We start from the raw sequence: 25,697 nt of genomic DNA, 5'->3' as shown, positions 1-25,697 counted from the left end.
CAATTATTCCTACTTCCTTTGAATATTCACACAGCTAGACTGATCCGCATATATATTTTTGGGAGGACTGCGGATGAAACTGGGAATTTGCGCACTTGGCGGCATGATCACAGCGGCGGTTGTTGCCACATCAGCGATGGGCGATGGCCACGCGGACAAGGCGATCATGGCAGCCGTCAAAGCGCGGCAATCACAGATGACACTGTATTCATTTAACATCAGCGTTCTGGGCGGCATGGCCAAGGGTGACATTGCCTATGACGCGGAGGCGGCCAGTGCCGCGGCCAGCAATCTGGCGGCATTGGCGCAGATGGATCAGTCGCGCATGTGGCCGCAAGGATCCGACAACGAGGCGCTTGGCACAGAAGCCACTGCGGCACTGCCCGCGATCTGGCAACCCGGCAGCACCGCCGCAGAAAAGGGTATGGCACTTGCCGAGGCTGCGATCGCGATGGAGCAATCAGCCGGCGCCGGGCTCGATTCATTGCGCGGTGCAATTGGCGCGGTTGGCAAATCCTGCGGCGCATGCCACGAAAGCTATCGTCAAAAGAACTAAGGGTTGATCAACAGCCGCGCTGGAATGCAGCGCCGGATGTGATTTTTAGTGGCCAGTGAGCGGGATATGCTTGCTGGCCTTTTTCCTGTCTTTCTGGCAAGGATGGACGCGGCGCTTGGACCCCGCCCTGCAAATGCCAGAAGGCCGCGCATCGCCCTCCCCTCAGATCGCGACCGAACCTCGACCACCGCCCATGCGCACAAAAACAACAAATCCTGCGGTAAACCCTTGATCGGTATCCAAGATGGGGCCACCATCGCGCGGTTCATACAATTTATTCAAAAATGTCGGGCGGTGCTTACGGCCGCGTCAGAAGGGCGATCAAAGATGACACAAAGCAAAACCTGGCTCAGCATGATCTGTGCAGCGCTGTTATCCTCTTTGATCGCAGCACTGCCAGCCGCTGCGCAATCCCCTTTTGAGGGTGGCTGGACGCTCAACACAGAGATGTCCAACCTCAGTTTCCAGTCGGTCAAGAAACAGACCGTTGTGGAATCCAGCGGCTTTGCCACCTTTCAAGGCACAATCGACGAAAGCGGGATGGCCAAGGTCACGGTCTTGCTTGATTCCGTAGACACCAAGATCGACCTGCGCAACGTCCGCATGCGGTTCTTATTCTTTGAAACGTTCAAATTCCCCGAGGCCACGATCACGGCGCAGATCAATCCTGCCGACATTGCTGATCTGGCGACAGTCCGGCGCAAGAAAGTGGCTGTGGATTACACGGTCGACCTGCACGGCGTGCAGCAATCCTATCAATCCATGGTCACCGCAACCTTGCTGACCGACGATCTGGTTTCCATCGCCTCGGCCACGCCGATCTCTGTGCCTGTGGCCGATTTCAACCTGACCGAAGGTTTGGGCAAGTTGCAGGATGCCGCAAATGTCGAGATCATTCCCTCCGCCACGGTTTCCTTTGACTGGGTTTTTGCCCGCAACACCTCGACCCTCGCCGTGGCCCCTGCGGCCGCGCCCGCGCAGCCGGCCAATGCCGCGCTTGAGGCCGAAGGAGATTTTGACAAGGCGGCCTGCAAAGGGCGGTTCGAAATCCTTTCGCGCACAGGGAATATCTACTTTGCCTCCGGTTCTTCACGTTTGGAAAACAAATCCGGCCCATTGTTAGACAGCCTCGCCAGCATCATGTCGCGCTGTCCCGGTATGATCATCGAGGTGGGCGGTCACACGGATAGCGTCGGTTCTGCTGCCTCCAACCAACGTCTTTCCGAATTTCGTGCAGCCTCGGTCGTGACCTATCTGGAGGGCAAGGGCCTTGCAAAAGACACAATGGTCGCCAAGGGTTACGGAGAGACGCAACCGATTGCAGACAACGCCACCAAAAAAGGGCGCTGGGACAACCGCCGGATCGAATTCAAGGTGCTTGAAAACTAGATGAAACAGATCTTTCGACTTTGGACAGCGCTGCTGGTGCTGAGTTTCGGGGCGCAGTCCGCGTGGGCCGAGACCCGGCTGGCGCTGATTGTGGGCAATGGAAGCTATTCTTCTGTCACGCAGCTGGACAATCCGGTGCATGATGCCGCTCTGATGGCGCAGGCACTGACCGCAAAGGGGTTCGAGGTCACGATGCTGACCGATGTCGGGCAAACCGCGCTGAACCAAGGGATCGCGCAATTCGGGCGCGATCTGCGTGCGGCAGGAAAGGATGCAACCGGTTTGTTCTACTACGCCGGTCACGCGGTGCAGTCGTTTGGCGAAAACTACCTGTTGCCGGTGGATGCCAGCCTGACCGATGCTGCGGATTTGTCCTTGGTCGCTGTTCAGGCAGAGGCCGTCCTGCGGCAAATGCGATCTGCGCAGAACAAGACCAATATCGTCATTCTGGATGCCTGCCGGAACAACCCGTTTGAGGCCATTCGCGATCTCAACGACAACGGCTTGGCCGAGATGAAAGCGCCGACTGGTACGTTCCTGTCCTATTCCACGGCGCCGGGCGCCGTTGCATTGGACGGTTTGGACGGCAATAGCCCCTTTACCAAAGCTTTGGCCGTGCAGATCAACGTTGTCGGATTGCCGATTGAACAGACCTTCAAACGCACCCGTATTGAAGTGATTGAACAGACCAATGGCCGTCAGACCCCGTGGGATACGTCTTCACTGACCGGGGATTTCTTTTTTGAGGCCAAGCAGCAGCTGACAGCGCAAGAGTTGCAGGAAAAGCAGTTGTGGGATTCCGTGAAGGTCAGCGACGATCCCGTGCAGCTTATGCTGTTCCTGCGCAGCTATCCTGCGGGCCGGTATCAAGAAGAGGGGCGTCAGCGCCTGACCGCCCTGTTGGAAAAAGAGCTGGGCACCGGGCCTGCGGCCCCTTCAGACGGCGCCGCCCAGGACACCGCAGAACCCGCCGTGCCTGCACCCAAGACGCAGGACACCGCTGCCGCGCCCGAGCCCCCTGCCCCGCAAACGCCAAGTGCAAGCGAGGACGAACTGATCGCCGCCGCACAAAGCAGCGGATCAGCGGTGGATTATCAGGCATATCTGGACGTGTTCCCGCAAGGCACATATGCCGAGCTGGCGGCCTTTGAACTGAAAATCATCAAGGAAAAAGCTGAACGCGCTGCCGCTGCAGATACGCCTGTTGAGCCCCAAACCCAAACCATTGCCGCGACGCCCGAAACACCTGCGGTGGCCGATCTGTCTGGTCTGACCTTCGACACGCCATTCCCGACAGGCGGTGCGCCCATTCAAGGTCTCAGTATCTCAGAGATTGTAGAGCTTGCACCGATGTTTGCGCCGATTGAGGGCATTCCGGAGGAATTGTGGAAGGATCAGACCTGTTCCAACTGCCATGAGTGGACCAAAGAAGCGCTTTGCGCCCAGGGCACCACTTACACCCAGAACAACAACGTCCGGGCCTTGTCCAAACAGCATCCATTCGGCGGTGTCTTCAAGCAGGGCCTGCGCGACTGGGCGACGGGCAAATGTAAATAGGGCCGCTTGCGCCGGGTACCTTTGGCTAAGGCAAGACATTATGCACGACCTCCACCACTGGCCCCGCCAGAGGTTGATTGGTTGAGGCAATGGATTGCACCGCCCGGCCATGCTACCGGTTCCGCATTGCAGACCCTCTAGGAGTATTTTTATGGCCGGTCTTTTGATTGCATTCACCGGGGAAGGACAGTTGTTTCAAATCTGGCCCACCCACGCGATGAAGCGGTTCCCGCAGGCGACCCTTTATGATCGCAGCGCCAAGGTTACGGCCTTCCGCCAAGCGGAGGCCAAGCTGGGCAAGGATGGCTGGCTCAACCCCGAGGGTCAGGCAGCCGCCAGACGCACGGCACAGAACCTTGCCAATCCGACCGAGGTTGACGCGACCGTAACCTTCAGCGGCCCCCTTCAAAACGGTGTGGTGAAGGTCAAATGCAAAACCGGTGCCGAAAAGGTGTTTCAGATCCGGCTGAACAGCCTGGACGACAGGGCCATCGAACAGGCGTTTTTCAACGTCGATGCGGCGATCACCCGCTGCAAAGTCGGCGCACCGATGGCCTGAAGGCTGAAGCCAACCGCCCGTGCCGTTCGCGGCGTGGGACGTAGCAATAAAAACGGGCGGGTGCAGAGGCGCGTTTGAAGGTGCGTCACCACCGCCAAGGAGATATCAAGATGATAATTTACGGTCTAAGCACCTGCGCGATTTGCCAAAAGGCCCGCAAGGCGCTGGAAGCGGAACACAAGGATATCCGATTTCGCGATGTCCGCGCCGAGCCGTTGAGCGAAGCTGAACTGGCGGAGCTGATTGCAGAATTCGGAGACCGGCTTGTGGATCGCAGCACCAATGACTATCGCGGACTGAATGCCTGGTTGAAAGAGTCAGAAGCCGAAGCGCAAATCGCAGCCCAGCCCAAAGTCATGACCCGTCCTGTGATCCGCGACCAAACCGCGTTTTATCTGGGCTGGGATGAAACGGTGCAAAAGGCGTTATTGGCAAAGTAGCGGCTTTGCCACCGTCTCACCCCACCGCTTGTTCCCCCAAAGGCTCAGCGTTTCTACTTGCGCAGATCTGTAGGGGTCTTGCCGGTCTCACGTTTGAAGGCCTTGTAAAATGCGGAGCGCGAGTTGAAGCCGACGTCATAGGTGATCACAAGGATGGTCGCGTCCGTCGTTGTCAGTTGCTTGATCGCATCCTTGATCCGCCAGCCGTTCACCAGCTCGAAAAAGCTTTTGCCCAGATGGGTGTTGAGAGTTTGCGAGACATAATGCGAGGTCACGCCGATGTGCTTGGCCAGATCCCAAAGCGACAGGTTCGGATCGCGGTAGAGCAGATCCTTGGACATTGCCGCTTCGATCTTGCGGGCGATGCGTTCGGCGCGGTCCGGATCGAGTGCGGATTTTTCGTATTTTTGAGCGGGTGGCAGATCCGGCATGCGCGGTTCGACCAGCGGGCCGCGGACCAGGCCTGGACGTTGCCGCAGCCCCCAAACGCCGATCACCCAGAACAACGCGAGCAGTGAAAAACTGCTCAATGTCGAGACCCACGGCCCATACGCTTCTTCGGAAAATGCGCCGACCCAGATCAAGCCCGTGAAGGCCAAGTTGACGCAGAGATAAAAGCCGGCACTTGCGAGAATAACCCAAACCCAGGTCAATTCCCTGTTTTCGGTGCTGGCAAAAACATCTTTCAGCCGGGTCTGATAAGCCATCAATCGACGCACCGTAAGATAGACATAGGTGCCGATCATGATCTTGAAGGCAATATCTGCAACCAACACCGCCAGGCCGACAAGCAAAACCACCACCAGTTGCGCAACATCCTCCTCCAATTGGGGCTCAGACAGTTCGACGGGAAAGAAGAACAGAGTCCAGAAACACAGCGTCACGAAAACAATCGGAACAATGTGGTTTCGAATGTTCGCAATGCGCTCTGGCACGCCTTCTGTGGTCAATGCGCGCACATAGACCCAGAACAGGAAAGGACAGGCGATTTCCAATGCGCCGGTGATCAGATTAATCCGCGACAGCACCCCGGTCCCGGAGGGGTCATAAGCCTCGGTCAAAACCGCCACGCCCGTTGAGATGCCCTGAAACAGGAACAGCAACGCCAGCGGAAAATATACCCCTGGGTCGCGACGCCTGAGCATCAACAGATGCGCACAAAACAGACAGATGCCCGTCAAGGCGATGTTAAAAAACAGGTCAATGCTTGCAAAGGTCATTCAGCATCTTTTCATAATTCAAGCACAGATCGGGTCCCTGTGCATGACAGTGCAATGACAGATCGGCAACCATACATATCATAGCCATTCTCTGTTCTCCCAGTTGTCGCGACTGCGCGGCGGTCATGGCCTTCTTGATTGGCTGGACACTTCGCATGCCCAGCCAAGCGGTGACTGGTGGTCGCGCCGCCCCGCGAGGTAGAGACCCAGCGCAGAGAAAGCTGATTTGCGGCGTCCGCCCTCACCCAGCAATCTGGCTGGCGCGCTCGCGGCTCAACCAACCTCGGTCTGCTCCATCTGTTGGTTCTTCAGAACGCCAAAGAACTTGTAGCAAGAGCAAGGTTCTCGGCCGCCACACGTTGCTGAACCGCAGCGCAGGCTTGCAGGTTTCCTGCCAGACAGGCGGCATCAAGCTGCTCCCGCGCAGAAATTTCCGCAGGCGTTTCGCAGGCGCTGAGGCCCAGAACCGCAAGGATAAGGTATCGTTTCATGTCATGTCTTTCTTTGTGTTTTCGCATTTCTCCCCCGATCTTTTCGGTGGGTCACATGCTGCGCAGAGCCATCGCCAGCCAAGTGAACTTTTCCTTGGCGTTCATCGTTCGAGGCATCAGGGTGAAACGGCTATTGATTGGCTTCTGACCAGTTGTGACCGTATCAATTGGCCCGTGATCTCCACGAGAGTCGTCCGCCCCAACAGGGCGAGACAATGTTTTTCGAGAACCAAGCGGCCCGCTGCCGGATCTGGCGAGGGATGCACAGACCTGAAAAACACAAAGGCCGCGCAGGGCGGCCTGATGACAACGAGAAGAGGGAAAAGGTGGCGGAGGCTCAGGGATTCGAACCCTGGGGACGCTTTCACGCCCGTCGGTTTTCAAGACCGGTGCATTCGACCACTCTGCCAAACCTCCGCGATATGTCTCCCTTAATCAACCTGTTACGATTCGGCAAACCGAGAAATGGCGCGACGGGTCGGGGAATTTTGCCGATCCGCCCTCGCCAGCCTTTTCAGGTGCGACTTGCCGCGTTAGGATGCCGCAAAGATCCCCGTCAGGGGACGATTGGTGCTGCCGGAAAATCGGCAAAAACGTGCCCGACAGGGACACACAGGCAAGGACAGAACATCATGAGCAGGCCCGTTGACCGCATGCAATTTACCCGCCCCCGCTTGCGCCTTTTTACCGGTGCGGCGCTTTCTCTGACGCTTCTCGCGGGCTGCGATGAGAACGGGCAGTTCAACCTGCCGTTGCCCAAGCCCAAGGCGGAGGCCAGCGCCGCGGGCAGCACGCAATCGACCAAGCTGATTGAACGCGACGTCGAAGCGCCGGAAATTTTTTCGGCCACCGAACAAGGGCTTTGGGACGGACGGCCCTCGCTGGGCGGTGTCTGGGTGGCCCATCCCGATGTACAAGAGCCGGAGCGCGTGATCATCCGCAACCAAGCCAATGGCAAGTTCGTAATCGGCGCATTGTTCCGTCGCGAGCGCGAATTGCCCGGGCCGCGCCTGCAGATCTCCTCCGATGCGGCGGCGGCGCTCAGCATTCTGGCCGGTGCGCCGACAGAGCTGAACGTGACCGCATTGCGCCGCGAAGAGACCGCCGTGCCAACGGCGCCGGCCCCTGCCCCCGAAACCACCGATACAGTGGCCGCGCCCGCCGAGGTGTCAGAAACCACGCTGGATCCCATCGCCGCCGCTGGCGCTGCGATTGAGGCCGCCCCTGCCACGCCCGTGGCCGAAGCCCCTGCTCCGAAACCCGCCAAAGCCGCGCCCAAGCGCAGCGCCTCATCGCTCAAACGGCCCTATGTCCAGATCGGCATCTTCAGCGTCGAGGCCAACGCCAAACGCGTGGCCAAGCAGATGCGCGGCGCCGGGATTGTCCCGACCATCAAGCGCGGCGAAACCAACGGCAAACCGTTCTGGCGCGTTGTCGTTGGCCCGGCCAGCAACAAATCCGAGCTCAATGACCTGATCAAAAAGATCAAGGCCGAAGGGTTCTCTGACGCATACGCCGTCACCAATTGATCTGAACGACAGGAGCATACCCCCCTCATGATCCGCTTCTTTGCTGCCTGCCTGGCGCTGATCCTACTGGCCCTTCCCGCCGCGGCCTTCGATACCAAGGCCACAGCGGCCTATGTCTTTGACCAGACCACCGGCACCGTCTTGCTGACCAAGAACGCGGACACCCCCTTGCCGCCTGCGTCGATGTCCAAACTGATGACGCTATACATGGCGTTTGAGGCCATTGAACGGGGCAAACAGAACGGCGGTCTGGATCTGGTGGAAAAGCTGCCAGTCTCCAGCCATGCGATGGCCTATGGTGGGTCGACGATGTTTCTGGACACCACGGACCGGGTCAAGGTCGAAGACCTGCTGCGAGGGATTATCGTGCTGTCCGGCAATGACGCCTGTGCTGTGATTGCCGAGGCTTTGTCGCCCGATGGCACCGAATACGGCTTTGCCCGAATGATGACCCAGCGGGCACAGCAATTGGGCATGACCAATTCCACCTTTGCCAATTCCAATGGCTGGCCGCAGGCCGGACATCTGATGTCGGTGCGCGATCTTGGCCTATTGGCGAACCGGATCATCACTGATTTCCCCCAATATTATCCGCTGTTCTCGGAGCGCACGTTTGCCTTTGACGGTCGTGCGCCAAAAAACACCACGAACCGCAACCCATTGCTCGGCCTTGGGATCGGGGCGGACGGGCTGAAGACCGGACACACCAATGAGGCCGGTTATGGCTTGGTTGGATCGGCCAAACAGGGCGACCGCCGGGTGATCTTTGTGCTTTCGGGTCTGGGCAGTTCGTCGGAGCGGGCGCAAGAAGCCGAAGCCATCGTCAATTGGGCCTTCCGGCAGTTCTCGCAAAAATCGCTGGGCGCGGCCGGCAAACGTCTGGCCGATGCGCCTGTTGCCATGGGCGTGTCCGACAGTGTGGGCCTTGAGTTGCAGGATGATCTGTCGGTTCTCGTGCCGGTCTCCGGCGGTGTCAAAGTGACCGGAGAGGTAATCTACACCGGCCCGATCCATGCGCCAATTGCCAAGGGGGACGTGCTTGGGGAATTGCGGGTTGAGCGGGGCGATCTGCCCGAAGTGCGCGTGCCGCTGGTCGCCTCTGACGCGGTTGAACCGGGCGGCTTCATGGTCAAGGTGACGGCCGCCGCAAAGCATTTGCTGGCGCGTCTGAATGCCGGACCGCAGGACGCATCGTGAGCCAACCGGGACTTTTTATCAGTTTTGAAGGCATCGATGGTTCTGGTAAATCGACGCAGGCGCGTCTTTTGGCCGAAACGCTTGAGGCGCAGGGTATCGACGTTGTCCTGACCCGTGAGCCGGGCGGTTCGCCCGGCGCGGAAGAGATTCGCGCCTTGGTGTTGCAGGGTGATCCGGATCGTTGGTCAGCCCGAACAGAAATCCTGCTGTTCACCGCGGCCCGCCGGGATCATCTGGAACGCACGATCCAGCCGGCACTGGATGCGGGAAAAGTGGTGATCTGCGACCGTTTTGCCGATTCCACGCGGATGTATCAGGGGCTGTCGCGCGGCGATCTGCGCGGCATCGTCGATCAGTTGCACAGCCTGATGATCGGGGTGGAGCCGGACCTGACCATCCTGATCGACATGGATCCGGCGAAAGGCCTATCGCGTGCCCTGTCGCGCCAGACGGTGGAAGAGCGGTTCGAGGACTTTGGCGAAGATCTGCAAAAGGCGATGCGAGCCGGGTTTCTGGCACTGGCCAAAGAATATGCAGAGCGGTTCGAGGTGATCGACGGCGCCCGCCAGATTGACGAGGTCGCGGGCGATGTTCTGGCCGTTGTTCAAACGCGGCTGGAAAAGGCAGTGCAAAGCTGATCTCAGGCTGCCCCGGCCATCCCCAAAAGCACCGCTTTGCTTGCCTCATCGGATGGAAAAAACAACTCGATCTTGAGATCATCCAAGGACAGATCCTCTGCCGTGCCGAACTGCGCGATGGTCGAGAACAATGACAACTGCTGATCGCCGATGCGGTAGATTGTGGGAATAACCGGCGGCGTATCCTCTGTGCCTGATGGCCCCGCCGCTTTGGTCAATTCCTCCGCCACCGCATCAAACCGCGCATCGCCGCCACGCCCCGCACTTTCCGTGCGCAGCCGCAGCGCCAGATGCTGTGCCACTTCGGGCCAGTTTACAATCACCTGCGGCAGCAAGTCAGAGCTTGAGATTTCCAGCAAATCCGCCCCTTCGTTGACCCCCAACATGCCAAACAGTCGCTGCGCCGATTGGTTCATCCGCACCACCCGCCACATCCGGTCCAGCGCAAAACCGGGATAGGGATCATGGCGCATCAACATGTGATCAATCGCGGCGCGGATCGGGGCCATCTGCGCATCCTGCCAATCCCGCCCCGGATATCGCGCGGCAAAGCCTGCAAGGGTCAGCATCTGATTGCGCACCGCCAGAGGCAGATACAGCGCCGCGCCCAAACGTTCCACCATCTCGCGGCTGGGCTTGGCGCGTCCTGTTTCCAAAAACGACAGATGCCGCGAAGAGACCCCTGCCTCCAGCGCCAGATCAAGTTGACTGAAACGGCGCTGCTTGCGCCAGGATTTGAGGCTGTCTGAAAATGTGGTCATGGGATCAGGCTATCACGAATATTGGCGCGGCGCAGTTACCTCTGAGGTAATTGATTTGCCTCCTTCCAATGGCGCATCACTGTGCCACTTCAACGTCACAGGAGGCTGCCATGCCAGCACAATCTGCAAAAAGACTTGGCCAGTTCGCGGCCATCACCGTGATCGGCTTTGGCCTAATCACCGCCCTTGGCTCCAACCCTGCAACCAATGCTCTGCCCAACGTCCTTGTGGATCTGCTGCATTGGCCTTTCAACGGGCTTGAACAGGTGGATACCCCCGCCGCCCGCGTCATCGCGGCGATCGCAGGCGGGGTCATGGTCGGCTGGGGCATCAACTTGCTGCTGATCACCAACCATCTTTTTGACACCAACAACCGCCTTTGGTGCTTGCTGGTGTTTCCGGGGCTGGCCTGTTGGTACGTGGTGGACAGCACCGGATCGGTCTTGTCCGGCGCGTGGCTGAACGCCTGGCTCAACCTCAGCTTTCTGGTGATGTTTGGTGCGGCCTATTGGATGCGCAGCCGGGCCGTGGACCGCGCTCAGACCGTTTGATACCCTTCGGCAGCGGTCGGGGTTTTTCGCCGCCACCGCTGCCCTGCCCCATTCCATCCGCCCGCAAACATGCTAAACGATTGGCATGACTGATGACGCCCCTCAACCCGATCGCGTAACCGGTGCGCTGCACCCCCGCGACACGCTCCGCTTGATCGGGCAAGGCGCGGCTGAGGCGGCCTTTCTTGACGCATTCAACGCAGGTAAATTGCACCACGCGTGGCTGCTTTCTGGTCCGCGCGGGGTGGGCAAGGCCACGCTGGCTTGGCGGCTGGCGCGGTTCTTGCTGGCGACACCGGACCCCGATGATGGCGGCATGTTTGCAGCCGAACCGGCAACCAGCCTGAGCATCCCCGAAGATCATCCCGTTGCCCGGCGCATCGCTTCTGGCGGCGAAGGTGCGGTGAAGTCGGTCACGCGCTCCATCAATCCTGACACCAAAAAGATGCGCAAACAGATTGTCGTCGACGACGTGCGGGCGCTCAACGGATTTTTCCAGATGTCCGCAGCGGATGGCGGTCGGCGTGTGGTGATCATCGATGATGCTGATGAGATGAACCCGAACGCCGCCAACGCCCTGCTCAAGATGCTGGAAGAGCCACCTGAACGGGCGGTGCTGCTGCTGATCAGCCATCAACCCTCGGGCCTGCTGCCAACGATCCGGTCGCGCTGCCGGACCCTGCGGCTTGGAACCCTGTCACCTGATGAGATGGCGCAGGCGCTCGGCGCCTCAGAGATTGAAGTCAGCGGCGACGCGGCAGCCTTGGCGGAACTTTCTGGCGGATCAGTGGGCGGTGCGATGCGTCTGTCTTTGATGGGTGGGCTACAAATCTATGCTGAATTGATCGCGCTGATGTCGTCCCTGCCCCAGATGGACCGCGCCCGCGCCCTCAAACTCGCCGAAGCCGCCGCGCAACGCGGGGCGGAAGAAAAACTGACCTTGCTGTTCACATTGGTTGAACTGCTTTTGGCGCGGCTGGCCCGCACCGGCGCCACCGGATCCCCGCCCGCCACCGAGGCTGCGCAGGGTGAAGCGGCTGTGTTGGCCCGTTTGTCACCAACACCTTACCAAGGCCGGATCTGGGCCGATGTCGCAGCAGAGATTTCGGCACGCGCCCGCCACGGGCTCGCGGTCAACCTTGACCCTGCCGCGCTGGTCCTAGATACCCTGCAGAAGATGGCCCAAGCGGCCCCGCGATAAGACAGGACCGCAGGCATGACGCAAACGCCGCAGATCACAGACAGCCATTGTCACCTTGATTTCCCCGACTTCGAAGGCCAGCTGGACGAGATTGTCGCCCGCGCCGCCCGTGCCGGTGTGACGCGCATGGTCACGATCTGCACCAAGCTCAAGAACGAACCTTCCGTGCGTGCCATCGCAGAGGCGCACGATCCGGTCTTTTATGCCGCTGGCACCCACCCGATGTCCGCCGCGTCAGAGCCGCTGACCAGCACGGACGAGCTGATCGCGCTGGCGCAGCATCCCAAGTTTGTTGGCATTGGCGAGACCGGCCTTGATTATCATTACACCGCCGACAGCGCCGAGGTGCAGAAAACCTCGCTGCGCATCCATATCGACGCGGCGCGGCAAACCGGCCTGCCCCTGATCATTCATGCCCGCGACGCCGATGATGATATGGCCCGCATTCTTGCCGAAGAGTTCAAGCAAGGGTCTTATGCTTGCGTGATGCATTGCTTTTCCTCCTCCCCCGCGCTGGCCCGTGCCGCGCTTGACCTGGGGTTTTACCTCAGCATGTCAGGCATCACCGCCTTCCCCAAATCCACCGAACTGCGCGAGATTTTTGCCAACTGCCCGCTGGACCGCGTTCTGGTCGAAACCGACGCGCCCTATCTTGCGCCGCCGCCCCATCGCGGCAAGCGAAATGAGCCGGCCTATACCGCCCATACCGCGCAAAAAGCGGCAGAAACCTTCGGGCTGGATTACGCCGAATTCGCGGCCCAGACGCAGGCCAACTTTGACCGCCTCTTTGCCAAGGCTGCGGCCTATCAGGTGCCCGCCTGATGGCTCAAATGCGCATCACCATCCTGGGCTGCGGCTCTTCTGGCGGGGTGCCACGCCTTGGCGGGCATTGGGGCGCATGCGATCCGGAGGAGCCAAAAAACCGCAGAGGCCGCTGTTCCGCTTTGGTGGAACGGATCGGGCCCGAGGGCACAACATCCGTGCTGATCGACACCTCCCCCGATATGCGCCAACAGCTCTTGAATGCCGGGGTCAGCCGCCTCGATGCGGTGCTCTATACCCATTCTCACGCCGACCACGTGCATGGGCTCGATGATCTGCGCATGATCGTGATCAACATGCGCGCCCGCCTGCCGGTCTGGGCGGATGCACCCACGCGCGCGGCCCTGCTGGAACGGTTCGGTTATGCCTTTATCCGCCCCGAAGGCTCAATGTATCCGCCGATCCTCGACATGCACGACATTGAGGGCGATGTCACAATCGACGGCCCCGGCGGCGCATTGAACTTTACGCCGTTTCTGGTCAACCACGGCGGCATGGATGCACTTGGCTTCAAGATGAATAACGTTGCCTATCTGCCTGATGTTGCAACCATTCCCGATGATGTCTGGCCGCATCTCCAGGGCTTGCGCTGCTGGATCGTCGATGCCCTGCGCCGCGATCCACACCCCACCCACAGCCATCTGGACCAAACTTTGCAATGGATCGCCGACATGGCTCCGCAAGAGGCGGTGCTGACCAACATGCACAACGATCTGGACTATCAAACCCTGCGCGGCGAACTGCCCGCACATATTTCGCCCGCCTATGACGGTATGACGCTCAACTTCGAGATCGACTGAACTTCATTTGGCCCTTTAAACCTCCACGGGGGTGTGGGGGTGTGAAACCCCCACCGCAACGCCCCCACCAAACCCAAGGCCCACGACGTGCAAACCCTGCTTGATGTCATTCTGCCCGTCTTTCTGGTCATCGGCTTTGGCTATGTGGCGGTGTGGAAAAACCTGTTTCCGGCCTCTGGCATCGACGGGGTGATGAAGTTCACCCAGAACTTCGCCATCCCCTGCCTGCTGTTTCAGGCCATCGCCCATCTGGATCTCTCCGCCTCGCTGACCCCGGCCCTGATGACCAGCTTTTTTGGCGGCGCGGCGATCTGTTTTGCCCTCGGCATCTTTGGTGCCCGGCTGTTGTTCAAGCGCGATTGGGAAGACTGCGTTGCCATCGGTTTTTGCTGCCTGTTTTCCAACTCTGTCCTGCTGGGCCTGCCGATCACTGAACGGGCCTACGGCACGGATGCGCTGGCGGGCAACTTTGCCATCGTCGCTTTTCACGCGCCGTTCTGCTACGGGCTGGGCATTACGGTGATGGAGGTGGTGCGCAACCGCGGTGAAACCGGGCTGACCATGCTGCGCAATGTGGGGCGGGCGATGTTCCGCAATGCGCTGGTCATTGGCATTCTGGCAGGCTTTGCAGTCAACCTTAGCGGGCTGACCATCCCCACCGTTGTCGAAGACGCGCTGTCCCTGATTGTCCGCGCTGCCCTGCCCGCCGCGCTGTTCGCGCTTGGCGGTGTGTTGATCCAATACCGGCCCGAGGGCGACATGAAAGCCATCGCCATGGTTTGCGGCATTGCGCTTTTGGTGCATCCGGCCTTGGTCTGGACATTCGGATCGGCACTGTCATTGCCAACGGACGCCTTTCGATCCGGCGTCTTGACCGCCGCAATGGCACCAGGTTTCAACGCCTATATCTTTGCAAATATGTATGGCCGGGCGCGGCGAGTTGCGGCCTCGTCGGTGTTGATTGCCACCGCGATATCAATCCTGTCGGTCTGGTTCTGGCTGGGCGCATTGCCCTAAACGCTCAGGCGAGCCCCAGAACCGGCGCGACCGTGGCCTGATCAAAATTGGCTCCGCACAGCACGATGACTGACGTTTGCCCGGCAAAGCGTGGCCGATCCTCCAGCCAGGGGGCCAAGGCCAACCCGGCGGAGCCTTCCACAAGCATCTTTTCATCCCAGGCGATGCGCCGCATGCCTTCGGCAATCTGGTTTTCGGTGCAGGTGATGAACTCATCTACCACCTCCGTTACCAGCGGCAGGGTGATCGTACCTTCGTCGATGCCGCCCGCGCAGCCATCTGCAAGCGTATCGGAATGTACCACACCAACGGTTTTGCCCGCTTTCACACTGGCGTCCAGCGCAGCGGAATTGATGGCGCTGACCCCGATCATGCGGGTACGCGGCGAAAACGCCTTGAGCACCGATCCGATGCCCGAGATGAGGCCACCACCACCAAGCGACACAAAAACGTTGTCGATCTGCGGAAATTGTTCCAACAGCTCGAGCGCCAGAGTGCCTTGTCCGGCGATGATCTGCGCATCGTTATAGGGCGAGACATAGGTATGACCGCGCTCTTCTGCGACAACCCGCGCATGACGTTCAGCCAGCCCGGAATCATTGGAATGCAGGATCACCTCAACACCCAAGGCCTTGATCTTGTTAAGCTTATCTTTTGCCACCGTTTCAGGCAGCACCACGGCCAGTTGATGGCCCGTGATCTGCGCCGCCGTTGAAAGCGCGATGCCGTGATTGCCCGAGGAGGCGGTGATCACCGGCTGGGCCACTGGCAGGGACGTCAGTTTCGACAGCGCCCCGCGAAACTTGAACGATCCCGTGCGCTGAAAATTCTCGGCCTTGAAGAACAGACCTGTGCCATCCTCAAACACCCGTTTTGACGGCAGACAGGGGGTCGGCGGCAACCATTGCGCAATGCGGCGGCGGGCCTGAACGCTGGCGGCGGCCTGTTGCAGGACGAGGGGCGATGGGGTCATGTGGTGTCTCCTTGCCCGGCCAATCTATGCGGCCCATGCGGCAGGCACAATCCACCCGCACACACCCTTGGTTTGGCCACTGGCACCTTGGCGAAAAATGGGCCTTACTGGCGATAAATCCAATTGTCTGGAGGTTTCTCATGCAACTGCGCGCCCATCACCCCTATCCCTCTCGCCGGTCGGCGGTTCTGGCTGGCAATATGGTGGCCACCTCGCAGCCATTGGCGGCGCAGGCCGGGGTTGCGATGTTGGCGCGGGGCGGCAATGCGGTGGATGCGGCGCTGGCTGCGGCGATTGCTTTGACGGTGCTGGAACCGACAGGCAATGGCATCGGGTCAGACGCCTTTGCGATCCTTTGGGATGGCGCTGAGCTGCACGGGCTCAATGCCTCTGGCCGCTCCCCTGCGGGGTGGACGGCTGACCGGTTTGCTGGCCAAACCGAAATGCCCTTTCGCGGCTGGGAAAGTGTGACAGTGCCCGGCGCGGTTTCGGCTTGGGTGATGCTGTCAGACCGGTTTGGCAAGCTGCCTTTTGCCGATCTGTTCGCACCCGCCATCCGCTATGCCGAAAGCGGCTTCCCGGTCTCGCCCGTCATTGCCAGCCTCTGGGCGCGGGCGGCAGAGGAGTTGCACGCGCAACCCGGTTTTGCCGAGACCTTCATGCCAAATGGCCGCGCCCCACAGGCCGGAGAGATATTTGCCAGCCCCGGCCATGCCCACACCCTGCGCCGGATTGCCGACACAGAGGGCGCTGCCTTTTATCACGGTGACATCGCACAAAAGGTTGCGGCATTTGCTGCCGAACATGGCGCAGCCCTGACAGCGGATGATCTGGCAGCGCATGAGGCAGATTGGTGCGGTACGATCTCAAAAAACTTTGACGATGTAACGCTGCACGAGATCCCCCCAAACGGTCAGGGCATTGCGGCGTTGATGGCGCTGGGGATGCTGAGCCATACCGCGATCCGCGATCTGGATGCTGATGATCCACAAGCGATGCATTTGCAGATCGAGGCGATGAAGCTGGCCCTGGCAGATGCAGAAACCTATGTGGGCGATCCGGGCCATATGGACCGCGTCGGGGCGGATGATTTGCTGGATGACGATTACCTCAAGGCGCGGGCCGCATTGATTGATCCGGCGCGGGCGCAGGATTTTGGTGCGGGTGCGCCCAAACAAGGCGGCACGGTTTATCTGACGGCGGCGGATGCATCAGGCATGATGGTGTCCTTCATCCAGTCCAACTATGCCGGTTTTGGCTCTGGCGTAGTGGTGCCCGGAACCGGCATTGCCTTGCAAAACCGTGGCGCGGGGTTCTCGCTTGACCCACGCAATCAAAACTATGTCGGCCCGAACAAGCGCCCGTTTCACACGATCATTCCCGGTTTCGTTATGGGGCCCGAGGGGCCGCGCATGAGTTTTGGAGTGATGGGCGGGCCGATGCAGGCGCAAGGGCATGTGCAAATGGTGCTGCGCTGCGAGTTGTTTGGCCAAGACCCGCAGATGGCCGCAGATGCGCCACGCTGGCGCGTGACCGAAGGGTTGGGTCTGGCCTGCGAGACCACCCTGCCAGAAGCGACCCTGGCCGCGCTCACCGGATTGGGGCACGAAATCACGCTGGAGGCACCTGACAATGCCTTTGGCTTTGGCGGGGCGCAATTGATCCGGCGTTTGCCGGGCGGCGGCGGTTACGCTGGCGGATCGGACCCGCGCAAGGACGGGGCCGCCATCGGGTTTTGACGCAGCGTCAGGCACCTGATCCAGCGGCCGGTTTGATCCACCTCAACGCGGCAATACAGCATCGCAGCTAAACTTAAGGGGACGGCAACAAAGCAAAGGACCACCCCCGTGGGCACACAGAATTATCCTGACCTGACCAAAGGCATCGCAACCCAGATCGGTGCACTGCGCAAGGGCATCCCAGACACGATGAAGGGCTTTGGCGATATGGCCAAACACGCCGAGGCCGAGGGCGCATTGGATGGCAAAACCAAAGAGCTGATTTCGATGGGAATCGCGATTGCCCTGCGCTGTGACGGGTGCATCGGGTTTCACACCAAGGCGCTGTTGCGGCTGGGGGCAACGCGGCAGGAATTTCAGGAAATGCTGGGCGTGGCGATCTATATGGGCGGTGGCCCTTCGCTGATGTATGCGGCCCAAGCCATGGACGCATGGGAACAATTTGGCGGCAGCGCTGAATGATCCGGAACCGATTGTTGCGCCCGGCCTGAACCGGGCGCGGCTTTGATCTAGGTGGACGGCATAATCCAGAAACCTCTCAAGCTGTACCTCTTGGTTACCTGTGCAGTGTCTTCCTTTGGGTATCTATCGGTTCCGAATTGAATATTCAGGCCTGTCGCGCGACCAATGCCGCACGCAGCCGTTGGTTTTCCTCCTGAAGGGCAGCGATTTCCCCGCCTGCCTCTGCATCGGTTAAACGGCGCGGAATGTGACGCGGGCAGTTCCAATCAAATGCGTCCACGGTTATCTTCATCAGCCGTTCCGTGCCCGGCGGTGAGAGATCCGGCAATTGCGCCGGCCAATCGGGGCTGGCCTGTTCAATCGTTTGTGCACGGCCCCAGATTTTCAGTCGGCGGGCATTGGGATAATCCATCAAGATCAACGAGACACGGTCATTTCCACTGAGGTTGCCAAGGCTCAGATACTGCCGATTGCCGCGTACATCCGCATAAGCAAGGGTTTTGGCATCCAGCACACGCAGAAAACCGGGCGTGCCGCCGCGAAATTGAACATAGGGCCAGCCGGTCTCGGACACGGTGGCTTGGTAAAACCCGTCCCTCGCATGGACAAACGTCGCCTCTTCGGGGCCAAGTGTGTCGCCGCCGGACCGTTCATCGGTCAGGAATTTTGCGTAGCTGCCCGATCCGTTTCGGTCCTGTGCGGCACGCACGGCGGGGGTGAATGCAATTTCAGCAAAGGCATAGGCCATGGTCTGTTCCTCTAGTTCAATAATTCACGATCAGCCGGGAATGTCTCCACAAGGTTAACTGATCTGTTCACATAAAACGCATTGTTGTACTGATCGGTTAATGTTATCAAATCAATTTTTGCGTTACCGCGTATCTACACGTCATAACCGGCTCAAAACACGATGGGAAACCACTGATTTTTCGAGATTTACTTGACCAGCAACAGATTTGAAGTAATTTACAGATCAGTCAATGTTGAGGCCCGGATGAGCAAGAACAAGCGAAGTGAATTGCTTCAAAAAGCCTTGCTGCTGTTCTATCGGAACGGCTTTCACGCCACGGGCATGGATCTCGTGGCCAAAGAGACCGGCGTCTCCAAAACCTCGATCTACAAACACTTCCGCACCAAGGAAGAATTGATCCTCGCGGTGCTGCGTTTGCGCGACGAGGGCTTTCGCAATGACCTTTACCGCCGCATGGAAGAGACATCCGAAACGCCGCAAGGGCAATTGCTTGCGCTTTTCGACGTGCTCAAGGACTGGTTCAAGGAGGACAGTTTTAAGGGCTGTATGTTCATCAAGGCCAGCGCCGAATTTCAGGACAAGAACCACGCAATCAACGCGCAGGCCTTTGCGCATAAACAATTGCTGACCGATCATCTGGCCAAGCTCGCGACGCAGGCCGGCTACCCACACCCCGAAGATTTGGCGCGCAAGTTGGTGATCCTCAAGGAAGGAGCGATCGTGATGGCCGCGATGTCCCACACCACAGCCAGCGCTGATGAAGCCAAGGAAATCGCCAAGGTTCTGCTGGCGGGCTAATGTTGTGCCGCAGCCACCCTGAGTGATCCATTACGCAGCACCAGCCGTAGCATAGGCAAGACCGTTCTTGAGCAATGTGAGGCCGCCAGTGATGCATCTTCCCCGAGTGAGCCTGTTTGCCTTTGTTCTGGCCGCAGCGGGCGTGCCGCTTTATATCCATCTGCCAAGGTTTGCCGCGGTCGAGCTTGAGATGAGCCTCGCCACCCTTGGCGTTATCCTTTTGGCCATCCGGGCTGTTGATCTGGTGCAGGATCCGGCAATCGGCTGGGCCATTGACCGTTGGCCACGGGCCCAATGGATCTTTGGCACAGCGGCGCTGCTTGGCCTATCCATTGGTTTTCCCTTGTTGTTTTCGCTTGATGCCGGTCCGCAAGTGGCACTGCGCTTGACCCTGACCTTGGTGCTTCTGTTTTCGGCCTATAGCCTGGGGATGATCCTGCTTTATGGGCGCACGGCCTCCCTGGCACCGGGCAACGCCCTGCCCGACACCATGCGGCTGGCGGCGTTTCGCGAGACGGGGATGTTGGCCGGGGTGATCTTTGCCGCCCTTGCGCCGCTTGGGTTTGCGGCATTGGGCGGCGATGGATATTTGATGTTTGGCCTTTCACTTTGTGCGGTCGGGGTTGTGGCCGCCCTGCTCACCGCGCCCCTTTGGCGGCGCATCCCCCTGCCCGCCAAGGGGTTCTCCATCGAACGGTATCGCGATCCGGTGATTGGGCGGCTGTTGTTGCTGGCCTTGGTCAATGGGTTGCCGGTTGCGGTGACATCCACCCTTTTTGTGTTCTTTGTCGAGGACCGGTTGCAATTGCAGGGCCAGGCCGGTCTTTTGCTGCTGGTGTTTTTTGCTGCCGCTTTGGTCAGCGTGCCGGGCTGGACGGTCCTTGCGCGGCATATATCGCCGCGCAAGGTGCTGTTGCTGGCGATGCCGCTCGCGATTGCAGGGTTCATCGGCGCGGCGTTTTTGCCGGTAGGCAGTGGTCTTGGTATGGCAGCGATCTGCGCCGCATCCGGCGCGGCCCTCGGGGCCGAGATGGTGATCCTGCCGGTGCTGTTTGCAGGCGCCCTCAACAAAGCCGGACTAAAAGCCTCAGAAGGGTTTGGCCTATGGTCGTTTGCCGGAAAACTCGGGCTCGCGCTGACCTCTTTTGCCCTGCTCCCGCTGCTGCAAGGGGCAGGCTTCACGCCCGGCCAGGCCAATAGCGATCAGGCGCTTTGGGCGTTGACGCTTTGCTATGCGGTGCTGCCTTGCGTTTTGAAACTTGCAGCCGTTGCCCTGGTCTGGCGCCTCCCGGAGTGAAGGTTTGGCCTGATTGCAGGCGCAACTGCCCTCCCGTCTTTCGGTTCTAAAGAGGGGCGCTTTATTCCGCGAAAGGATCTGTGGTGCGGGCGGTGGGACGAAGCTAGAACTGTCGAAGCTCTCATCGCTCTTTCAGATCGACTGCCGCCCAGTACACCATTTCGAAGGGGGTGGTCCCTTTGTTGCGCAAAGGAACTGTGGTGCGGGTGAAGGGACTTGAACCCCCACGCCTTGCGGCGCCAGAACCTAAATCTGGTGCGTCTACCAATTCCGCCACACCCGCACGATTTGCCAAAGGCAACAGGCGGGTGACTATCAAAACCTCAAACGCTTGGCGAGGGCAAAAATGACTGCCCTTAAGATGATCTTTGCATCTATGCCCGACAACCGGAGCAAAGCGGGCACTGGAGGGGCAGAATGGAACCGAACCCAAGCGATCGCGGCGTCCATCAACCCGGTCCCCCGCACAGGATGACACCACATCTTTTGCCGTGCGGAGGCGTGCCGGCAGGCACGAACGTGCTTACCTCCGACGGCGCCTTGCCGGTTGAATTCCTATCTGCGGGGGACCGGATTGTCAGCCGTGATGGGGGGTTTGTGGCCGTGCGCGGGGTGCGGCGCGATTTTTGGGGCGGCGCATGGGCAATGGTGCGTGCGGGCGCATTTGGTCCGGGCATGCCCGAGGTGGATCTGCCATTGCCGGCGGCGCAACAGGTGCTGCTGCGGGGCGATCTGGCCGTGGCGATTGCGGGCCAGACGCAGGTTCTGATGCCGCTGTCTGAACTGGTGGGACAGTCAGGTTTCGAAACCTGTGACATTGGCCCGTCCCTTGTGTTTGCCATCTGCTGCGGCCCGCCGCAGGTGATTTATGCAGGCGGGGTCGAGCTGTCTACGGCGGGCTGCGGCGATGGCCTTGACGGCTAAAGCCCCATTGCGCGGAACACCTTGGGCAGTTCTTCTGGCAGATCTTCGGCAATCAGACCCGGACCAAAAGAGGCGGCACATTCCACGTGAAGGTAGGCGGCGATCTCGGCCATGGTGATCAGTTCCGCGCTGTTGTCAGAGGCGGCAAGGCCCGCGATTAATCCGGCCAGAACATCACCCGCACCAGCGGTTGCCAGCCACGGCACCTGCCGGTCATAGGCCGCCGCATGCACGCTTGCGCCGCCCTCCGGCGTGGCAATCACGGTGTCTGGCCCTTTCAGAAGGACGATGCACCCTGCCCGCTCCGCCGCCTGCCGTGCGACGTCGATCTTGGAAAGACCATCCCGCCGCGACAAGGCCAGATCGGGGAAGAGCCGGGCAAATTCGCCCTCATGCGGGGTGAGGACAGTGCGCGGATGACATTGGGCAAAAAGCGCAGCGGGATCGTCGGCAAAACTGCCAAGCGCATCTGCGTCCAGCACCACAGCCGGATCGCGCCACGCCCGTGCACCGGCGCGCTGCGCCAAAACCTGGCCGACCAGATCGCGGGTGCGGTCATTCACACCAAGGCCGGGGCCGATGCAATAGGCTGTGACCCTGTCATCCGCGACGGTGCTCAGCGGTGCGTCCTTGGCCAAGGGGCGCAGCATGATCGCATCCAATTGGCAGGCGTTCTCGATCAAGGCGGAGGGCGGGCAAAGCAGCGTCACGACCCCCGCCCCTGACCTCAGCGCCGCCCGCGCGGCAAGCCGCCCCGCCCCGCCGCGTCCGACCCCGCCTGCAAAAACCATCACATGCCCATGGTCGAACTTGTGACCGTTGTGTCGGGATTTCCCGATAAAGGATCCCGGCCAGATGCGCGGGGGCAACTTTGATCCTGCAAAGACCGGCGTCACCAGCCGGGCGCGGCTGTCGTCAGGCGGCTGGCCCAGCATGCTGCGTTCCGGATCGGATTTGCGCAAACCAATATCCGCGATCACGACCGCCCCGCAAACCAACGGCCCGGCACCCAGATAATGCCCCGGTTTGGGTGTGTGAAAGGTGACGGTCAGCTGCGCCAGGTTGGTGGATATGACGCCGCCGGTCTTCTCCTGATCTTGCGGCACCATGCCAGTGTCAAGGTTCAGCCCCGACGGACAATCCACCGCAACGCGCCGGATCGAGGACCGGCTATTCCATTTGGTTTTGCCCAAGGCGGCAAGAGCCTGCTGCACCTTGGGTGGTAGTGGGCGCGTCAGACCAGTGCCAAAGACCGCATCAACAATCAAATCGGGCCGCGCCGCCACTCGCAGGTTTTTGGCTGTTAGCTCCAAGACGCCGCCCAGCGCGGTCCAGCGGGTATAATTGGCTTTGGCATCTGGGGGCAGTTTGTCTGCGTCACCAAAAAGAAACAGATCGACCTCCCAGCCTGCATCCTTGAGCAACCGCGCAATGACAAATCCATCTCCGCCGTTGTTACCCGGCCCGCATAGAACAAGCGCGCGGTGCGGCACTTGCGCCAGCTCTGGCCAATGCGAAAATGCAGCGTCGATCACGCCCTGCCCGGCCCGCTCCATCAGGTCCAATCCGGTGACGGCGCCGCTGTCCATTGCGGCCTGTTCCACCGCGCGCATTTGCGCGGATGTCAGCAATTCGGTCATGGCCCGAGATCCCCCGATTCATTTCTGCCTGTTTTTTGTGCGCTCTGCCCAAATACCAAGCGGGGCGCAGAAAATCACCGCGCCCATTTGTCCCAAGCTACCGCAGCAGATGGATTCTCAACAGGTTAAATGAAATGAGAACCCCAAGCGATTTCATCCACGAAGGGGCACGCCATGAAAAAGATCGAAGCGATCATCAAACCGTTCAAACTGGACGAGGTGAAAGAGGCCCTGCAAGACGTTGGCGTTCAGGGCCTGTCCGTGATCGAGGTCAAGGGTTTCGGCCGTCAGAAAGGCCATACCGAGCTCTATCGCGGTGCGGAATACGTTGTTGATTTCCTGCCCAAGGTTAAAGTCGAGGTGGTTCTTGACGATGATCAGGTCGATGCCGCCATCGAGGCCATCGTAGACGCCGCAAAAACAGAAAAGATCGGCGACGGCAAAATTTTTGTCTCGCCCGTTGAGCAAACGATCCGCATTCGGACCGGCGAAACCGGCTCGGACGCGCTGTAATCTATCCATCCATCTTAAGAAATAGGTATCATCATGAACAACAAAGAGTTCCTGAAAAAGATCAAGGACGAAGACATCGAATATGTCGACATCCGTTTCACCGACACCCGCGGCAAGCTGCAGCACGTGACAGTTGTAAACGATCTGGTTGACGAAGACTTTCTCGAAGAAGGCTTTATGTTTGACGGCTCCTCCATCGCGGGCTGGAAAAGCATCGAAGCCTCCGACATGAAGCTGATGCCGGATGTGTCCAGCGCCTATATTGATCCGTTCTATGCGGAAAAGACCATCTGTGTGCATTGCTCCATTGTTGAGCCTGACACGGGTGAAGCTTACGAGCGTGACCCGCGCGGCACGGCGCAGAAGGCCGAAGCCTATCTGAAGTCTTCCGGCATTGGTGACATTTCCTACTTCGGCCCCGAAGCGGAATTCTTCCTCTTTGACGATGTGCGGTTCTCCAACTCGATCAACAAAGTGTCCTACGAAGTGGACGCCTCTGACGCATCCTGGAACACGGACACCGAGTATGAAATGGGCAACATGGGGCACCGTCCAGGCCTCAAGGGCGGCTATTTCCCTGTGAACCCAACAGATGAAGCGCAGGATCTGCGGGCGGAAATGCTGTCCACGATGAAGCGTTTGGGCATGAAAGTGGACAAGCATCACCACGAGGTTGCGTCCTGCCAGCACGAATTGGGTCTGATCTTTGGCTCCCTGACCGAACAGGCCGATGAGCTGCAGAAGTATAAATACGTGATCCACAACGTTGCGCATGCCTACGGCAAATCCGCAACCTTCATGCCCAAGCCGATCTATGGTGACAACGGATCTGGCATGCACGTGAACATGTCGATCTGGAAAGACGGCAAGCCATTGTTTGCAGGCGACAAATATGCCGACCTGTCCCAAGAGGCGATCTGGTTCATTGGCGGCATCCTGTCCCACGCCAAGGCGCTCAATGCCTTCACCAACCCGGCGACCAACAGCTACAAGCGTCTGATCCCTGGTTTCGAAGCGCCTGTTCTGCGGGCCTATTCCGCGCGTAACCGCTCCGGCTGTGTGCGTATCCCATGGACCGAAAGCCCAAAGGCCAAGCGTGTGGAAGCCCGCTTCCCTGATCCGGCGGCCAACCCCTACCTTTGCTTTGCGGCCCTGCTGATGGCCGGTCTTGACGGCATCAAGAACAAGATCGATCCCGGCGAGGCGATGGACAAGAACCTGTATGATCTGCCTGCCGAAGAGCTGGCCGGCATCCCGACGGTTTGTGGTTCCCTGCGCGAAGCAATGGAAGAGCTGGAAGCAGACATGGACTTCCTGCTGGCCGGTGACGTGTTCACCCGTGATCAGATCGAAGGTTATATCGAGCTGAAGATGGAAGAAGTGCACAAATACGAGCACACGCCTCACCCTGTTGAGTTTGGCATGTATTACAGCGTGTAATTTCAGAGACTTACACTATTCACGAAAGGGCGTCCCATTTGCGGGCGCCCTTTTTGGTTTGTCCAAATCGTCGCGGCCAAACCATGATTGCGCCCCAATATGGCCAGAATTGCCTCGAATAAACGGGCTCGTGAATAATTAGTGAGCATACGATGGCAATCTCAACCACAACCTTTGCAGAACGCATCGGCCGGATAGAGAAGCACCAGAGCGGAAGGCTGACAGTCGAAACGTGCAGCAGTCCCCAGTTGAGTGCGGGTAAAACCAGGCGGACACGGTTTACGTTTCCGTTCTTCTTTGGTGTCGGCATTCTGACGGGCGGTTCGGCGTATGCCTGGGTCGTGACGCGGGCCGATCCGCAATGGGTGATGGTTCTGACCACTTGGACCAACGGTTGATGCAACAGGCCGCAGTTGCCCGTTGAAACAAATC

The 25,697-nt window shown here is 59.5% G+C and carries 27 protein-coding genes and 2 tRNA genes; 21 read left to right on the top strand and 8 right to left on the bottom strand.

All coding sequences use genetic code 11. The features are described from left to right. Positions 1-73: 73 nt before the first annotated feature. From JNX03_RS02215 to JNX03_RS02195, 5 genes are all read left to right on the top strand, one after another. Positions 74-556, top strand: coding sequence for a c-type cytochrome (locus JNX03_RS02215; RefSeq protein WP_203210837.1), 483 nt, complete (start codon positions 74-76; stop codon positions 554-556). 327 nt (positions 557-883) lie between these two features. Next, positions 884-1,945 (top strand): OmpA family protein, encoded by a 1,062-nt coding sequence (locus JNX03_RS02210; protein WP_203210836.1) that lies wholly within the window; start codon positions 884-886, stop codon positions 1,943-1,945. Beyond that, positions 1,946-3,502: a caspase family protein gene (locus tag JNX03_RS02205; RefSeq protein ID WP_203210835.1), complete on the top strand. Its 1,557-nt coding sequence runs from the start codon at positions 1,946-1,948 to the stop codon at positions 3,500-3,502. A 151-nt stretch (positions 3,503-3,653) separates the two neighbouring features. Then, positions 3,654-4,061 carry a hypothetical protein gene (locus JNX03_RS02200; RefSeq protein ID WP_203210834.1) on the top strand — a complete coding sequence of 136 codons (408 nt, stop codon included), beginning with the start codon at positions 3,654-3,656 and terminating at the stop codon, positions 4,059-4,061. Between the two features lie 110 nt (positions 4,062-4,171). Beyond that, on the top strand, positions 4,172-4,501 hold the full coding sequence (locus tag JNX03_RS02195; protein ID WP_203210833.1) for an arsenate reductase family protein: 330 nt from the start codon (positions 4,172-4,174) through the stop codon (positions 4,499-4,501). 53 nt (positions 4,502-4,554) lie between these two features. Here the strand turns inward: JNX03_RS02195 and JNX03_RS02190 are convergent, their stop codons facing one another. The 3 genes from JNX03_RS02190 to JNX03_RS02180 form a co-directional block, all read right to left on the bottom strand. Next, complete coding sequence (locus tag JNX03_RS02190; RefSeq protein WP_203210832.1) at positions 4,555-5,721, bottom strand: helix-turn-helix domain-containing protein; 1,167 nt, start codon at positions 5,719-5,721, stop codon at positions 4,555-4,557. 308 nt (positions 5,722-6,029) lie between these two features. Further along, positions 6,030-6,212 (bottom strand): hypothetical protein, encoded by a 183-nt coding sequence (locus tag JNX03_RS02185; RefSeq protein ID WP_025048476.1) that lies wholly within the window; start codon positions 6,210-6,212, stop codon positions 6,030-6,032. A gap of 327 nt (positions 6,213-6,539) precedes the next feature. Next, positions 6,540-6,629: transfer RNA gene (locus JNX03_RS02180), tRNA-Ser, on the bottom strand. A 215-nt stretch (positions 6,630-6,844) separates the two neighbouring features. Between JNX03_RS02180 and JNX03_RS02175 the strand changes: the two genes are divergently transcribed. From JNX03_RS02175 to tmk, 3 genes are read left to right on the top strand one after another with little or no spacing between them, the layout of a single operon-like run. Next, entirely contained in the window at positions 6,845-7,741 is an 897-nt protein-coding gene (locus JNX03_RS02175; protein ID WP_231024125.1) for an SPOR domain-containing protein, read from the top strand. 27 nt (positions 7,742-7,768) lie between these two features. Next, a complete protein-coding gene (locus tag JNX03_RS02170) occupies positions 7,769-8,938 on the top strand; it encodes a D-alanyl-D-alanine carboxypeptidase family protein (RefSeq protein WP_203210831.1) in 1,170 nt (389 codons plus the stop codon). Beyond that, positions 8,935-9,576, top strand: a complete 642-nt coding sequence (gene tmk, locus JNX03_RS02165) for a dTMP kinase (protein WP_203210830.1) — start codon at positions 8,935-8,937, stop codon at positions 9,574-9,576. Before JNX03_RS02170 ends, tmk begins: the two co-directional genes overlap by 4 nt. A gap of 2 nt (positions 9,577-9,578) precedes the next feature. Here tmk and JNX03_RS02160 read toward each other — a convergent pair whose 3' ends face one another. Beyond that, complete coding sequence (locus JNX03_RS02160) at positions 9,579-10,337, bottom strand: helix-turn-helix domain-containing protein (protein WP_203210829.1); 759 nt, start codon at positions 10,335-10,337, stop codon at positions 9,579-9,581. Positions 10,338-10,447: 110 nt separating this feature from the next. Here JNX03_RS02160 and JNX03_RS02155 point away from each other — a divergent pair, with 110 nt between their 5' ends. The 5 genes from JNX03_RS02155 to JNX03_RS02135 all read left to right on the top strand — a co-directional run bounded on the left by JNX03_RS02155 (position 10,448) and on the right by JNX03_RS02135 (position 14,728). Beyond that, positions 10,448-10,888: a hypothetical protein gene (locus JNX03_RS02155; protein WP_203210828.1), complete on the top strand. Its 441-nt coding sequence runs from the start codon at positions 10,448-10,450 to the stop codon at positions 10,886-10,888. An 85-nt stretch (positions 10,889-10,973) separates the two neighbouring features. After that, positions 10,974-12,089 carry a DNA polymerase III subunit delta' gene (locus JNX03_RS02150; protein ID WP_203210827.1) on the top strand — a complete coding sequence of 372 codons (1,116 nt, stop codon included), beginning with the start codon at positions 10,974-10,976 and terminating at the stop codon, positions 12,087-12,089. A 15-nt stretch (positions 12,090-12,104) separates the two neighbouring features. Continuing rightward, a complete protein-coding gene (locus JNX03_RS02145) occupies positions 12,105-12,911 on the top strand; it encodes a TatD family hydrolase (protein ID WP_203210826.1) in 807 nt (268 codons plus the stop codon). Further along, a complete protein-coding gene (locus tag JNX03_RS02140) occupies positions 12,911-13,711 on the top strand; it encodes an MBL fold metallo-hydrolase (RefSeq protein ID WP_203210825.1) in 801 nt (266 codons plus the stop codon). The genes JNX03_RS02145 and JNX03_RS02140 overlap by 1 nt, the downstream gene beginning before the upstream one ends. 87 nt (positions 13,712-13,798) lie before the next feature. Continuing rightward, positions 13,799-14,728, top strand: coding sequence for an AEC family transporter (locus JNX03_RS02135; protein WP_203210824.1), 930 nt, complete (start codon positions 13,799-13,801; stop codon positions 14,726-14,728). 4 nt (positions 14,729-14,732) lie between these two features. Here the strand turns inward: JNX03_RS02135 and JNX03_RS02130 are convergent, their stop codons facing one another. Beyond that, a complete protein-coding gene (locus JNX03_RS02130) occupies positions 14,733-15,701 on the bottom strand; it encodes a pyridoxal-phosphate dependent enzyme (protein ID WP_203210823.1) in 969 nt (322 codons plus the stop codon). Positions 15,702-15,841: 140 nt separating this feature from the next. On the opposite strand from JNX03_RS02130, the gene JNX03_RS02125 reads away from it, so the two are divergent. Next, positions 15,842-17,440 (top strand): gamma-glutamyltransferase family protein, encoded by a 1,599-nt coding sequence (locus JNX03_RS02125; RefSeq protein WP_203210822.1) that lies wholly within the window; start codon positions 15,842-15,844, stop codon positions 17,438-17,440. A gap of 108 nt (positions 17,441-17,548) precedes the next feature. Then, positions 17,549-17,902: a carboxymuconolactone decarboxylase family protein gene (locus JNX03_RS02120; RefSeq protein ID WP_037911663.1), complete on the top strand. Its 354-nt coding sequence runs from the start codon at positions 17,549-17,551 to the stop codon at positions 17,900-17,902. A gap of 145 nt (positions 17,903-18,047) precedes the next feature. Here the strand turns inward: JNX03_RS02120 and JNX03_RS02115 are convergent, their stop codons facing one another. Then, positions 18,048-18,650: a pyridoxamine 5'-phosphate oxidase family protein gene (locus JNX03_RS02115; RefSeq protein ID WP_203210821.1), complete on the bottom strand. Its 603-nt coding sequence runs from the start codon at positions 18,648-18,650 to the stop codon at positions 18,048-18,050. Positions 18,651-18,896: 246 nt separating this feature from the next. On the opposite strand from JNX03_RS02115, the gene JNX03_RS02110 reads away from it, so the two are divergent. Together JNX03_RS02110 and JNX03_RS02105 are read left to right on the top strand one after the other, a co-directional pair. Beyond that, on the top strand, positions 18,897-19,451 hold the full coding sequence (locus JNX03_RS02110) for a TetR/AcrR family transcriptional regulator (RefSeq protein WP_203210820.1): 555 nt from the start codon (positions 18,897-18,899) through the stop codon (positions 19,449-19,451). 91 nt (positions 19,452-19,542) lie between these two features. Beyond that, positions 19,543-20,748 (top strand): MFS transporter, encoded by a 1,206-nt coding sequence (locus JNX03_RS02105; RefSeq protein WP_203210819.1) that lies wholly within the window; start codon positions 19,543-19,545, stop codon positions 20,746-20,748. A gap of 198 nt (positions 20,749-20,946) precedes the next feature. On the opposite strand, the gene JNX03_RS02100 is transcribed toward JNX03_RS02105, so the two are convergent. After that, positions 20,947-21,031 (bottom strand) — tRNA-Leu (locus tag JNX03_RS02100). Between the two features lie 236 nt (positions 21,032-21,267). Here JNX03_RS02100 and JNX03_RS02095 point away from each other — a divergent pair. Then, positions 21,268-21,672 (top strand): Hint domain-containing protein, encoded by a 405-nt coding sequence (locus JNX03_RS02095; protein WP_203210818.1) that lies wholly within the window; start codon positions 21,268-21,270, stop codon positions 21,670-21,672. Here JNX03_RS02095 and JNX03_RS02090 read toward each other — a convergent pair. Beyond that, positions 21,669-23,312: an NAD(P)H-hydrate dehydratase gene (locus JNX03_RS02090; protein WP_203210817.1), complete on the bottom strand. Its 1,644-nt coding sequence runs from the start codon at positions 23,310-23,312 to the stop codon at positions 21,669-21,671. The genes JNX03_RS02095 and JNX03_RS02090 overlap by 4 nt on opposite strands. A 174-nt stretch (positions 23,313-23,486) precedes the next feature. On the opposite strand from JNX03_RS02090, the gene JNX03_RS02085 reads away from it, so the two are divergent. The 3 genes from JNX03_RS02085 to JNX03_RS02075 all read left to right on the top strand — a co-directional run bounded on the left by JNX03_RS02085 (position 23,487) and on the right by JNX03_RS02075 (position 25,663). Further along, the gene (locus JNX03_RS02085) at positions 23,487-23,825 is read left to right on the top strand and encodes a P-II family nitrogen regulator (protein ID WP_025044188.1); all 339 of its coding nucleotides are present in this window, start codon (positions 23,487-23,489) and stop codon (positions 23,823-23,825) included. 33 nt (positions 23,826-23,858) lie between these two features. Beyond that, positions 23,859-25,265, top strand: a complete 1,407-nt coding sequence (gene glnA, locus JNX03_RS02080; RefSeq protein ID WP_203210816.1) for a type I glutamate--ammonia ligase — start codon at positions 23,859-23,861, stop codon at positions 25,263-25,265. Positions 25,266-25,417: 152 nt separating this feature from the next. Continuing rightward, positions 25,418-25,663: a hypothetical protein gene (locus JNX03_RS02075; RefSeq protein WP_203210815.1), complete on the top strand. Its 246-nt coding sequence runs from the start codon at positions 25,418-25,420 to the stop codon at positions 25,661-25,663. Positions 25,664-25,697 lie beyond the last annotated feature (34 nt).

Source organism: Sulfitobacter mediterraneus (assembly GCF_016801775.1).
Taxonomy (GTDB): Bacteria; Pseudomonadota; Alphaproteobacteria; order Rhodobacterales; family Rhodobacteraceae; genus Sulfitobacter; species Sulfitobacter mediterraneus_A.
Note: the sequence above shows the minus strand (reverse complement) of the source record. Positions and strands in the feature narration are given on the sequence as shown.